The sequence below is a fragment of the Halopseudomonas yangmingensis genome (assembly GCF_900114825.1).
GTDB classification, from domain to species: Bacteria; Pseudomonadota; Gammaproteobacteria; order Pseudomonadales; family Pseudomonadaceae; genus Halopseudomonas; species Halopseudomonas yangmingensis.
Map to the genome: position 1 here is coordinate 25477 of NZ_FOUI01000006.1, position 12400 is coordinate 37876.

Consider the following 12400-nt stretch of genomic DNA (forward strand, 5'->3'; position numbering starts at 1 on the left):
ACCCGGCCGCTGGCCGGGTTTTTTGTGCCTGATCCCGGCTATTGCAGCAGGTCGATTCGCCCCCGACCAAGCTGCACACGGCCCTCGCGCTCAAGCTCCTTGAGCAGCCGGCTGACCACTTCGCGGGCGGTACCCAGTTCCTCGGCCAGTTCCTGATGGGTGATCTGGATGCAGCGCTGATCGGTGTGCTGTTGCAGCCAGTCGAGCAGACGCTGGTCCATGCGGCGGAAGGCGACTTCCTCGACCAGCATCATCAGGTCGTCCAGACGGCGACCGTAAGAGGCCAGTACCAGCCGGCGGAAGGCCGGAGACGCGTCGAGCAATCGTTCAAAGCTGTCACGCGGCAGCAACAGGGCGCTGCCGGCTTCCTCGACCAGCGCCTCTGCCCGGTAATCGCGCTGGCTCATCAGGCAGCCAATCGACAACGTGCAGATATCATCCTGGCCCATGCGGTACAACACGATGCCATTGCCGCTGGCACCCAGCATCTGCACCCGTACCGAGCCGGACAGCAATAGCGGGAGCCCTTGGCACTGGTCGCCGGAGCGGAAGATGATCTGTCCGGGCTGCAGGGCAACAGGATGCAGGTGGCGGTCGGCATACTGGCGCAGTTCTCCAGGCAGGCTGTCGAGCAGGCTGTGGCTGGGCATCGTGGCTCCCTTGATAAATCCAGACAAAAATCGCCGTTGTGTGACTGTGGTCACTGAACGCATCAGCGGCCAAGTCTAACATTGCGCCATCAACATCCGTTGCTGGAGGTAATCGAGATGGGTAAAAACATGGGTAATGCTGATCGTCTGGTTCGGGCGCTGGTCGGGCTGGTGCTGATCGCGCTGGTATTTGTTGGGCCGCAGACGCCCTGGGGCTGGATTGGTCTGGTGCCATTGCTGACCGCTGCGTTGGGTAACTGTCCGGCTTACTCGATCTTCGGGATCAAGACCTGCAAGACCGGTAAGTGATGCCGTTCTGCTTTTAGCGGCAGAGCGAAGGTTGACACCGATTGTTCAGCGTGGGGCTGTCAATCGTGCTTCGGGCGCCCTTGGCAGGCTTGATTTCCTGCCCGGGCGCCCTTTTTTTGTTTGTTGCGAAAGACGAGGTGGCAGATATGCAGAACACTGGAATACGCCAGGCGCTGCCATTGCCGTTGTTGGCGTCGGTAATGGGTATTGCCGGACTGGGGATGGTCTGGCGTCAATTGGAATTGTTGCTGCAGTGGCCGGCGCTGGTCAGCCAGTTATTGAGCTGGCTGGGGTTGCTGGTATTGGCTGCGTTTCTGGTCGGTTATGTCGCAAAGTATCGGCGTAGCCCGCAAGCCGTCCGTGGTGAGCTTGGACATCCGTTGCGCATCAACTTCCTGCCGGCACTATCGATCGGGCTTGTGTTGCTGGGGGCGCTGTTGCAGACCGGGTGGCCAGGTTTCGGTGCGCTGTTATGGCAATCTGGTGCGTTGCTGCAGGTGTTCTTCAGCGTTGTAATCATTAATCGCTGGTTTGGTGGCGAGCAGCCTGCAGTGGCGATCAATCCGGCCTGGTTTATTCCCCCTGTGGGGCTGATTGTGGTGCCGTTGGCTGCTGTGCCCGCTGGCTGGATTGAAACCGCCTGGCTGTTCTTTGCGGCTGGCCTGGTGTTTTGGCTGATCCTTTCAGCCATTGTATTTCAGCGGCTTATTACCGGGCCCGCGTTGGAGCCGCCGCTGATGCCAACGCTGGCAATACTGCTGGCGCCGCCGGCGGTGGGTTCGGTCAGCGCGCTGTTGCTGGCTGGTGAGGTGGCCGTGCTGGTGCGCCTGCTGTATGGCTGCAGTGTGCTGGTGGCACTGTTGCTGTTGGCGCGCTTGCCGGCTTTTGCCAGGCTGCCTTTCTATCCCTCCTGGTGGGCCTGGAGCTTTCCTTCGGCAGCCTTTGTTGCCGCCAGCCTGCAGTATGCCAATGCCATCGGTGTGACCTGGCTGTGGCCGCAGCTGCTGCTGGTGGCAGCGGTGACGCTTCTGATTGTGTTGATATTCCTGCGTACCTTGCTGGCACTGCTGCGTAATGAATCCGTACACTGAGCGCTTTATGGCGAGCGGAGCATTCAGGATGAAAGTGGAAGTCCAGCAGGTACGGGTAGGGCGGCTGCAGCCTTTGGCCAATAGCGGTCTTGAGACAGGGATTTTCAAGCAGCCAGTGACCGAGTCGTGGCTTGCGGAAACCGGATTGCAGGGTGACCAGCAGGGTGATACCAGGCACCACGGCGGCGTGGAGAAGGCGTTGCACCATTATCCGGCAGAGCACTATCTGGCCTGGTGCGAGTTGTTGCCGGAGCTGGCGGCTGAGTGGCAACCCGGTGCTTTTGGTGAAAATATCTCGGCCTACGGACTGACCGAAGTCGACGTGTGTATCGGTGATATATTTACGTTGGGCGAGTCGCAGGTGCAGGTGTCGCAGGCGCGTCAGCCGTGCTGGCGACTCAATCAGCGCTTTGGTCACCCGGGTGTGTCACTGGCGGTGCAGCAACAGATGCGTACTGGCTGGTACTACAGGGTGCTGCAGCCGGGACGGGTATGGGCGGGCTGCGAGTTGCAGCTGCTGGAGCGTCCACATCCGGGCTGGAGCTTGCAACGAATTCTTGAGCTTTTCTATCGCGACTGCCTGAATCGCCCGGCCCTGGTCGAGCTGGCGGCACTGCCGGAGCTGGCCGATAGTTGGCGAACTGTGCTGCAGCGGCGGCTGGATAGCGGCGCGGTGGAGGATTGGCAGCACCGCTTGTACGGTGCTGCCTGAGTTTTTATTTCAACGCTTCATTGCCGGCGTCAGGTGCGGCTGGATGGCAGTGAGTACTGCCTTGAAGCATTTCGGGTTGCCGGCGACCACGTGGCCCTTTTCCAGGTGCTGGTGGTTGCCGGTGAAGTCGCTGACCAGTCCGCCGGCTTCCTGGATCAGCAGGCAACCGGCAGCCATGTCCCACTCGGCCAGGCCGAATTCCCAGAAGGCGTCATAGCGGCCGGCGGCAACATAGGCCAGATCCAGGCTGGCAGCGCCGCAGCGGCGGATGCCGGAGGTCTGGCCGACCAGGCTGCGGAACATCCCGAGGTAGTTGTCCAGGGCGTCGAGCTGGTTGTCGCGGAACGGGAAGCCGGTGCCCAGCAGGGCGCCTTCCAGCGATTTGCGCTTGCTCACGCGCAGGCGCTTGCCATTAAGGGCGGCGCCACGACCGCGACTGGCGGTGAACTCTTCCTGACGGATAGGGTCGAGAATCACCGCATGTTCGATGCGGCCCTTGATGCGGCAGGCAATGCTCACCGCAAAGTGCGGCACGCCACGCAGGAAGTTGGTGGTGCCGTCCAGCGGGTCGATGATCCAGACAATGTCCGCGCCTTCGCCATGTCCTGGCTGGAACCCGGATTCCTCGGCATGGATGCCGTGGTCGGGGAAGGTTTTACGCAGTTGCTGGATGATCGCCTGTTCGGCGGCCCGGTCGACTTCGGATACGTAGTCGCGCGCATCCTTTTCGCTGACGGTCAGGGCATCCAGTCGATCCATGGAACGGTAAATGAGTTCTCCGGCGCTGCGCGCGGCGCGCAGGGCGATATTCAGCATCGGCTGCATAGGACTGTCTCGGAATGTAAAGGAACGGGGGAATCGGGGGATTGTAGCAGAAAGCTGCAGATTGATGAATGGTCATCAGGGCCTGCATTTTGTAAGATGCGAAGCTAACTTCCCCCTGTTTTCTGGAGTTCACGGTGCTCGATTCGGTCCGTATCGTTCTGGTCAATACCAGCCATCCCGGCAATATCGGCGCCGCCGCGCGGGCCATGAAAAACATGGGGCTGAGCCGGCTGGTACTGGTCGATCCGGAGCGCTTCCCCGATCCCGAAGCGCGTGCACGTGCAGCCGGCGCCGATGATGTGTTGCAGCAGGCGCAGGTGGTGACGACGCTGGAAGAGGCGATTGCCGATTGCGTGCTGGTCATGGGCACCAGTGCCCGCGACCGGCGCATTCCCTGGCCGGTGCTGGATCCGCGGGAATCCGCCGGCAAGGTGCTCGACCAGCTTGCCGAGTTGCCGGCGGCGCCGATTGCGCTGGTGTTTGGTCGCGAGGACTCGGGGCTGACCAGCGATGAACTGCAGCGCTGCCAGTACCATGTGCATATTCCCTCCAATCCGGACTTCAGCTCGCTGAATCTGGCTGCCGCAGTGCAGGTGCTGAGCTACGAGCTGCGCATGGCGCAGCTGGCCCGCGAGGGGCTGCCGACCAAGATGCACAAGGTTGAGACCACCGCGATCCATAACGAAATTCCCGCGACCGCTGAGGAGTTGGAGCATTTTTATGCCCATCTGGAGCAGGTGCTGGTTGAAATCGGCTTCCATGACCCGCAGAAACCCCGGCAGCTGATGCCGCGCCTGCGTCGACTCTACGGGCGCACCGGTTTGAACCGCATGGAAATCAACATACTGCGCGGCATCCTCACAGAAACCCAGAAAGCCGTTGGCGTCCAGGCCGCCGGCGAGCGGAGAAGCTGATCATGTTCGAGCGCATGAAGGAAGACATAGCCAGCGTGTTTCACCGGGACCCGGCCGCGCGCAATACCTTCGAGGTGGTGACCTGCTACCCGGGCCTGCATGCGGTCTGGCTGCATCGGGTTGCGCATGCGTTGTGGCGGCGCAATGCCTTCTGGCTGGCGCGGGCGGTGTCGAACTTCTCGCGCTGGCTGACCGGCATCGAGATTCACCCGGGCGCACGCATTGGCCGGCGCTTCTTTATCGATCATGGCATGGGCGTGGTGATCGGCGAAACCGCCGAGATCGGTGACGATGTCACCCTTTATCAGGGGGTCACCCTGGGCGGTACCAGCTGGAACAAGGGCAAGCGTCACCCGACGCTTGAGGACGGCGTGGTGGTTGGCGCCGGTGCCAAGGTGCTGGGGCCATTCAGTGTTGGCAAGGGCGCCAAGATCGGTTCCAACGCGGTGGTGACCAAGGCGGTGCCGGCCGGTGCTACGGCGGTTGGTATTCCCGGGCGGATCATCACGCGCGAGGCTGACGGTGGTGACGAGCAGTGCGCGCGGCGTCAGGCCATGGCGGAAAAGCTTGGCTTCGATGCCTACGGCGTATCACCGGATATGCCGGACCCGGTGGCCAAGGCCATCGGCCAGATGCTCGATCACCTGCATGCGGTGGATGCCCGGCTGGAGGGTATGTGCAAGGCACTCAGCGACCTTGGCAGTGATTACTGCGCCAAGGAGCTGCCGGTGCTGGATGACCAGGACTTCGAGGCGTTGCGCGATGATCAGCCGGCGGCTGATGCCCCGCCAACGCCAACGGAGCCGCGCTGATGCGTCTGCCGATCTACCTCGACTATGCCGCGACCACCCCGGTTGATCCGCAGGTGGCGCAGAAGATGTGTGCCTGCCTGACCCTGGACGGCAATTTTGCCAATCCGGCCTCGCGCTCGCACCTGTATGGCTGGCAGGCCGAGGAGGCGGTTGAGCTGGCACGCCGGCAGGTGGCCGATCTGGTCGGTGCCGACCCGCGCGAGATCGTCTGGACCTCGGGCGCCACCGAGTCCGACAACCTGGCAATCAAGGGCATGGCCGAGGCGCTGGCCGGACGTGGCAGGCACCTGATTACCTCGCAGATCGAGCACAAGGCGGTACTCGACAGTTTTCGCGAGCTGGAACGGCGTGGCTTTGAGGTGACCTGGTTGCGTCCGGGAGCTGACGGGGTGATCCATCCCGAGCAACTGGCCGAGGCGTTGCGCGAGGACACCCAGCTGGTGTCGCTGATGCATGTCAATAACGAGATCGGCACCATCAACGATATCGCCGCGCTGGGTGCGCTGTGCCGTGAACACGGCGCGGTATTCCATGTGGATGCGGCACAGTCGACCGGCAAGCTGCCGATTGATTTGCGCAACCTGTCGGTTGACCTGATGTCGTTCAGTGCGCACAAGACCTATGGCCCCAAGGGGGTTGGCGCGCTCTATGTGCGCCGTGGTCTGGAAGCCCGGCCGCTGGCGCAGATCCACGGTGGCGGTCATGAGCGCGGCTTGCGTTCCGGGACCCTGCCGACCCATCAGCTGGTTGGCATGGGTGAGGCCTTTGCCATGGCCGGACAGTTGCTGGATATGGAAAATGCCCGGATTGCCGCCCTGCACCAGAGGCTGCTCGACGGGCTGGCCGATCTGCCGGATGTCAGCCTGAACGGCAGTGCCAGCCAGCGGGTGCCGCACAACCTGAATCTGGCCTTCGCCGGGGTGGATGGCGAGTTGTTGCTGCTGGCACTCAAGGATATCGCTCTGTCCACCGGTTCTGCCTGCACCTCGGCGTCGGTCGAGCCCTCCTATGTGCTGCGCGGCATAGGCCTGCCGGATGCGCTGGCGCACAGTTCGCTGCGCCTGTCGCTGGGACGTTTCACCGATGAGGCTGAGGTGGAGCGAGCCGCCGCAATTCTCTGTGACGTGGTAACCCGCCTGCGCAGCGCGGCCTGACCGCCGCTTCCTTTCGTATCTGCAGATGTCCGCAGGCGCAATTGGCCGCCTGTGGGGCTGTTGCGCAGTTATGCATCAGCCTGCAATGCGCGTATAATCCGCGGGTTAAACTTTCCACCCAACCCATTAATCAGCCATCCATCCGGAGATTTCCATGGCCGTAGAACGTACCCTGTCCATCATCAAGCCCGACGCCGTTGCCAAGAACGTAATCGGCAAGATCATCAGCCGTTTCGAAGACGCTGGCCTGCGTGTGGTTGCCGCCAAGATGGTGCAACTTTCCCAGTCCGACGCCGAAGGCTTCTACGCCGAGCACAAGGAGCGTCCGTTCTTCAAGGATCTGGTTGGCTTTATGACCTCCGGTCCGGTCGTGGTTCAGGTGCTGGAAGGCGAGAACGCCGTCCTGAAAAATCGCGAGCTGATGGGCGCCACCAACCCCAAGGAAGCCGCTGCCGGCACCATCCGCGCTGACTTCGCCGAGTCGATCGATGCCAACGCGGTACACGGTTCCGACTCCACCACCTCGGCTGCCCGCGAAGTGGCCTACTTCTTCGCCGAAACCGAGCTGTGCCCGCGTACCCGCTGAGCACTGACTCCCGAACCTGAAGTGATGTGACCGCCATGACCGAACCGACCGGCAAGACCAATCTGCTGGGCCTGACCCAGGCGCAGCTGGAAGCCTTCTTCGAACAGCTCGGAGAAAAACGTTTCCGCGCCGGTCAGGTGATGAAATGGATCCATCACTTCGGGGTCGACAACTTCGATGACATGACCAACCTCGGCAAGGCCCTGCGTGAAAAGCTCAAGGCGCAGGCCGAGATTCGTGGTCCGGAAGTGGTCAGCGAAGACATTTCCGCCGACGGCACGCGCAAGTGGGTAGTGCGTGTGGCGTCCGGCAGCTGTGTGGAAACCGTGTACATCCCGCAGAATGGCCGCGGCACCCTGTGTGTGTCGTCGCAGGCCGGCTGTGCGCTGGATTGCAGTTTCTGTTCCACCGGCAAACAGGGATTCAACAGCGATCTGACCGCGGCCGAGATCATCGGTCAGGTGTGGATCGCCAACAAGTCGTTCGGCACCGTGCCGGCGAAGATCGACCGTGCCATCACCAATGTGGTGATGATGGGCATGGGCGAGCCGCTACTGAACTACGACAACGTGGTTAATGCCATGCGCATCATGATGGATGACCTTGGCTATGGCATTTCCAAGCGCAAGGTGACCCTGTCGACCTCCGGTGTGGTGCCGATGATCGAGCGCCTCGCCGATGACATTGACGTGTCGCTGGCGCTGTCGCTGCATGCCCCGAATGATGCGCTGCGTGACCAGTTGGTGCCGCTGAACCGCAAGTATCCGCTGGCGGTGCTGCTGCAGGCCTGTCGCAACTACATTGCCCGGCTTGGCGAGAAGCGCGTGCTGACCATCGAGTACACCCTGCTGGCTGGAGTCAACGACCAGCCGGAACATGCCCGGCAGATGATCGAGCTGCTGCGCGATACCCCCTGCAAGATCAACCTGATTCCGTTCAATCCGTTCCCGCATTCCGGCTACCAGCGTCCCAGCAACAATGCCATCCGGCGTTTTCAGGAACTTCTGCAGCAGGCCGCTTTCAATGTTACCGTGCGTACCACACGGGGAGAGGATATCGACGCGGCCTGTGGTCAGTTGGTCGGCCAGGTAATGGACCGCACCCGGCGCAGCCAGCGCTATATTGCAGTGCGCCAACTGGAAGCCGGTGAGTCGGTTGCCGACACCCAGAACAACAGATGAACGCTTCAGCCAGGGAGAGACACTGATGAACAAGTTCACGCCATTGCTGTTGGCAGCAGTACTGGTTTCCGGTTGTGTCAGTACCGGTGACCAGCCGCGCAAGGCCGACCCGCAAGCCGCCCGTGATGCCTTTATTGCTCTGGGAATAGGTTTTTTGCAGGAAGGTGAGACCGAACGGGCCAAGAAGCCGTTGGCTGATGCACTGGCAATAGATCCGCGATCGGCCCAGGCCAACATGGTACTGGCACTGGTATTCCAGCAGGAAGGCGAATACAAGACCGCAGAAAAGCATTATCGCCAGGCATTGTCGTCTGATCCGAATAATTCCCGGCTGTTGAACAACTACGGTGCATTCCTGTTGCAACAGCAGCGTTATCCAGAGGCGCTGACACAGTTCCAGAAGGCCGCTGAAGACAATATGTACGGTGAGCGCTCGCGGGTATTCGAGAATCTCGGCCTGACCTACCGGCAAATGGGGGATAACGAGAATGCTCGCAGCCACTTCGAGCGTGCGCTGCGCCTGAACAGCCGCCAGCCCCAGGCGCTGCTGGAGCTGGCGCGGATTGAGTTCGAGGCGCAGAACTACGTGCCGGCCTGGAATTATTACCTCGGCTTTACCCAGCAGGCACCCCAGGACGCCTCGACTCTCTGGCTAGGCTACCGGATGGCTAAACGCTTTGAGGATCACAGCCGCGCCGCCAGCTATGCGTTGCAACTGCGTCGACTTTACCCTGCCAGTCAGGAAGCTGCGGCCCTGCGTGATGCGGAGGGGCAATGAGCCAGGATTCGTTGCACGAGCCTGTAGAGATACAGCGACCTGACGACCCAGGTACCACGCTGCGTAATGCACGTGAGTCCCAGGGGCTTGCGTTGCAGGATGTGGCCGCACGCTTGAAACTGTCCCGACAGGTTGTTGCGAACATTGAAGCAAGCGCCTGGAGCAAGTTGCCGGGTGATGCGTTTTCACGTGGCTATATTCGCAGCTATGCCCGTTTGCTGGGGTTGGATCCAAATCGTCTGGCGCTTGAATTTGACCGTGTGCGAGGCACGCTGGTAACACGTCCGGCGCCCGTGCCGAGCGGTCGTATCGAGCTGCATTCCCGTCGCAAGGGCTCTCGACTGCTCAAGTTGAGCTCAATGCTGATGCTGCTGCTGATTGTTGCCAGCCTGGTGTTGTGGTGGCAGGAGAAACGCGACAATCCCGCACTGGATGATACTGGCAGCCAGTTGCAGGCACTTGAAGATATCCGCATCGATGCCATGGCAATGCCGGATATGCTGAGTGCGCCGCCCAGCCCCGAGCTGGCCAGTGCGCTGGCCGAAATTGACCGTTTGATGCCGTCAGAATCCGCCGCACAGACGGGAGACGCGGAGTCCGCCGAGGCGGCGGCCAGTGAAGAGTCTTTGCAACCACAGGATGATGTGCCGGCAGAGGCGTTCCCCGTTGAAACTGCACAGCCGTCCGGGCAGGCGGAATTGTCTGCCGATACACGTGATCTGCTGCGTCTGGACTTTTCTGCAGATTGCTGGGTTCAGATCAGCGCAGGCGGACAGGTGTTACACAGTGCATTGATGCGCGCCGGTCAGCAGATAGAGATGCGCCACCCTGGCCCGCTGGATCTGGTGCTGGGTGCCGCCCAGGCCGTTCAGAGTGTTCATTATCAGGGCCGCAAGGTCGAGTTTGACAGCAATCGCAGCGGTGTTCTTCGCCTGCGTGTTGCCCAGCAGGAATGACAGATGCACCAGGAATCTTCGGTCAAGCGCAGGCAGTCCCGTCAGATCAGTGTCGGCAAGGTAAAGGTGGGCGGCGACGCACCGATCTCGGTGCAGAGCATGACCAACACCGAAACCTGTGACGTCGAGGCCACGGTGGCACAGATCCGCCGGCTGGAAGCCGTCGGCGCCGATATAGTAAGAGTCTCGGTGCCGAGCATGGAGGCCGCCGAGGCCTTCGGGCAAATTCGCCGGCAGGTCGAGGTGCCACTGGTGGCGGATATCCATTTCGATTACCGCATCGCCCTGCGGGTTGCTGAGCTCGGCGTTGACTGTCTGCGCATCAATCCCGGCAATATCGGCCGCGAGGATCGTGTGCGTGCGGTGGTGGATGCCGCCCGACACCATGGCATTCCGATCCGTATCGGGGTGAATGCCGGCTCGCTGGAGAAGGACCTGCAGAAGAAGTACGGCGAACCGACGCCCGAGGCCTTGGTGGAATCGGCGTTGCGGCATGTCGAGCACCTGGATCGGCTGGATTTTCAGGACTTCAAGGTCAGCGTCAAGGCTTCCGATGTGTTTATGGCGGTCGGTGCCTACCGCCTGCTGGCCAGCCAGATAGAGCAGCCATTGCACCTTGGCATCACCGAGGCCGGTGGCCTGCGCAGCGGTACCGTGAAGTCTGCGGTCGGGCTGGGCATGCTGCTGGCGGATGGTATCGGCGATACCATCCGGGTGTCGCTGGCCGCCGATCCGGTGGAGGAAATCCGCGTTGGCTACGACATTCTCAAGTCGCTGCGGTTGCGCTCGCGTGGTATCAATTTTATTGCCTGTCCCAGTTGCTCGCGGCAGAACTTCGACGTGGTCAAGACCATGAACGAGCTGGAGTCGCGGCTTGAGGATGTGCTGACCCCGCTGGATGTTGCGGTGATCGGCTGCGTGGTAAATGGCCCGGGTGAGGCCAAGGAGGTCGATATCGGCCTGACCGGCGGCAGCCCGATGAACCTGATCTACCGCGGCGGCATACCGGACAGCAAAGTCGACAACGCGCATCTGGTCGACACCCTGGAACGCATGATCCGCGACAAGATTGCACAAAAGCAGGCGCTGGAAGCCAATACCATCGCCCGTGGCTGAATCGAGGAATACCCGTTTGAAGAATCTGCAGGCCGTTCGCGGCATGAACGACATACTGCCAGGCGATAGCGCCCTGTGGCAGTACCTGGAATCCACAGTGGCAGGGCTGCTGGCCGGTTACGGCTATCAGCAGATACGCCTGCCGATTGTCGAGTCGACCGAACTGTTCAAGCGCTCTATCGGCGAAGTCACCGATATCGTTGAGAAGGAAATGTATACCTTTGCCGACCGCAATGGCGACTCGCTGACCCTGCGTCCCGAGGGCACTGCCGGTTGCGTGCGCGCCATGCTCGAGCATGGCCTGCTCGGTGGCGGAGTCAGTCACAAGGTCTGGTACAACGGTCCGATGTTCCGCCATGAGCGTCCGCAAAAAGGCCGCTACCGGCAGTTCCACCAGATTGGCGTGGAAACCTTCAATCTTGGCGGGCCGGACATAGATGCCGAACTGATCATCCTGTGCTGGCGCCTGTGGCAGCAACTGGGCCTGCGTGAGGCGGTGACCCTCGAGCTGAACAGCCTGGGCAGCATCGAGGATCGGGCCCGCTACCGCGCCGATCTGGTCGAGTACCTGAGGGCCCGTTTCGATCAGCTGGACGAGGACAGTCAGCGGCGTCTCGACAGCAATCCGCTGCGCGTGCTCGACAGCAAGAATCCCGATACCCAGGCATTGCTGACTGATGCGCCCAAGCTGGCCGACTACCTGAATGATCAGGCGCGCGCGCACTTTACCGGCCTGACTGCCTTGCTGGAGGCGGCTGGTGTGCCCTACGTGATCAATCCGCGCCTGGTTCGCGGGCTGGATTACTATGGACTGACAGTGTTCGAATGGACTACCGACCGCCTGGGTGCCCAAGGTACCGTGTGTGCTGGTGGACGTTATGATGGACTGGTCGAGCAACTGGGTGGCAAGTCGGCACCGGCGGTGGGTTTTGCCATGGGCATTGAGCGGTTGCTGCTGCTGATTCAGACGCTTGAGCAGGTGCCGGCTGAACTGTCGCGTCAGGTTGATGTGTATCTGGTTACCCTGGGGGATCAGGCCGCACTGGCTGGTGTACAACTGGCCGAACAGTTGCGTGACGCCTTGCCGGGGCTGCGCCTGCTGGTGCATTGTGGCGGCGGAAGCTTCAAGAGCCAGTTCAAGAAGGCCGACAAGTCCGGTGCGCTCTATGCGCTGATTCTTGGCGAGGAGGAGGCGGCCCGCCGCCAGGTTGGCCTCAAGCCGCTGCGCGCGGAAGGCGAGCAGTTGACGCTGGAGTGGGATGCGCTGGCAGCGCAATTGCAGTCACTGATTTGAAGCACTGCCGTACTGGCAGCAG

The 12400-nt window shown here is 61.5% G+C and carries 14 protein-coding genes; 12 read left to right on the plus strand and 2 right to left on the minus strand.

Going from position 1 to position 12400, the window contains the following annotated elements; translation table 11 throughout:
* Positions 1-38: 38 nt before the first annotated feature.
* The gene (locus tag BMZ23_RS07340; RefSeq protein ID WP_093474816.1) at positions 39-650 is read right to left on the minus strand and encodes a Crp/Fnr family transcriptional regulator; all 612 of its coding nucleotides are present in this window, start codon (positions 648-650) and stop codon (positions 39-41) included.
* A gap of 117 nt (positions 651-767) precedes the next feature.
* On the opposite strand from BMZ23_RS07340, the gene BMZ23_RS07345 reads away from it, so the two are divergent.
* The 3 genes from BMZ23_RS07345 to BMZ23_RS07355 all read left to right on the plus strand — a co-directional run bounded on the left by BMZ23_RS07345 (position 768) and on the right by BMZ23_RS07355 (position 2762).
* Entirely contained in the window at positions 768-959 is a 192-nt protein-coding gene (locus tag BMZ23_RS07345; protein ID WP_093474819.1) for a YgaP family membrane protein, read from the plus strand.
* Positions 960-1105: 146 nt separating this feature from the next.
* Positions 1106-2050, plus strand: coding sequence for an SLAC1 anion channel family protein (locus BMZ23_RS07350; protein WP_093474822.1), 945 nt, complete (start codon positions 1106-1108; stop codon positions 2048-2050).
* A 28-nt stretch (positions 2051-2078) separates the two neighbouring features.
* On the plus strand, positions 2079-2762 hold the full coding sequence (locus BMZ23_RS07355; RefSeq protein ID WP_093474825.1) for an MOSC domain-containing protein: 684 nt from the start codon (positions 2079-2081) through the stop codon (positions 2760-2762).
* A 9-nt stretch (positions 2763-2771) separates the two neighbouring features.
* Here the strand turns inward: BMZ23_RS07355 and suhB are convergent, their stop codons facing one another.
* Entirely contained in the window at positions 2772-3587 is an 816-nt protein-coding gene (gene suhB, locus BMZ23_RS07360; RefSeq protein ID WP_093474828.1) for a type III secretion system regulator SuhB, read from the minus strand.
* A gap of 134 nt (positions 3588-3721) precedes the next feature.
* Here suhB and trmJ point away from each other — a divergent pair, with 134 nt between their 5' ends.
* From trmJ to hisS, 9 genes are all read left to right on the plus strand, one after another.
* Positions 3722-4501, plus strand: a complete 780-nt coding sequence (gene trmJ / locus BMZ23_RS07365; protein WP_093474831.1) for a tRNA (cytosine(32)/uridine(32)-2'-O)-methyltransferase TrmJ — start codon at positions 3722-3724, stop codon at positions 4499-4501.
* Positions 4502-4503: 2 nt separating this feature from the next.
* On the plus strand, positions 4504-5313 hold the full coding sequence (gene cysE / locus BMZ23_RS07370) for a serine O-acetyltransferase (protein ID WP_093474834.1): 810 nt from the start codon (positions 4504-4506) through the stop codon (positions 5311-5313).
* Positions 5313-6467: an IscS subfamily cysteine desulfurase gene (locus tag BMZ23_RS07375; protein WP_093474837.1), complete on the plus strand. Its 1155-nt coding sequence runs from the start codon at positions 5313-5315 to the stop codon at positions 6465-6467. The genes cysE and BMZ23_RS07375 overlap by 1 nt, the downstream gene beginning before the upstream one ends.
* A 154-nt stretch (positions 6468-6621) precedes the next feature.
* On the plus strand, positions 6622-7053 hold the full coding sequence (ndk, locus tag BMZ23_RS07380; protein ID WP_093474841.1) for a nucleoside-diphosphate kinase: 432 nt from the start codon (positions 6622-6624) through the stop codon (positions 7051-7053).
* A 35-nt stretch (positions 7054-7088) separates the two neighbouring features.
* Positions 7089-8234, plus strand: coding sequence for a dual-specificity RNA methyltransferase RlmN (rlmN, locus tag BMZ23_RS07385; protein WP_093475154.1), 1146 nt, complete (start codon positions 7089-7091; stop codon positions 8232-8234).
* 25 nt (positions 8235-8259) lie between these two features.
* Entirely contained in the window at positions 8260-9012 is a 753-nt protein-coding gene (gene pilW, locus BMZ23_RS07390; RefSeq protein ID WP_093474844.1) for a type IV pilus biogenesis/stability protein PilW, read from the plus strand.
* Positions 9009-9968: a RodZ domain-containing protein gene (locus BMZ23_RS07395; RefSeq protein WP_093474847.1), complete on the plus strand. Its 960-nt coding sequence runs from the start codon at positions 9009-9011 to the stop codon at positions 9966-9968. The genes pilW and BMZ23_RS07395 overlap by 4 nt, the downstream gene beginning before the upstream one ends.
* Before the next feature lie 3 nt (positions 9969-9971).
* Positions 9972-11084, plus strand: a complete 1113-nt coding sequence (gene ispG / locus BMZ23_RS07400) for a flavodoxin-dependent (E)-4-hydroxy-3-methylbut-2-enyl-diphosphate synthase (protein ID WP_093474850.1) — start codon at positions 9972-9974, stop codon at positions 11082-11084.
* 16 nt (positions 11085-11100) lie between these two features.
* Positions 11101-12378, plus strand: a complete 1278-nt coding sequence (hisS, locus tag BMZ23_RS07405; protein WP_281242311.1) for a histidine--tRNA ligase — start codon at positions 11101-11103, stop codon at positions 12376-12378.
* The last annotated feature ends 22 nt before the right edge of the window (positions 12379-12400 follow it).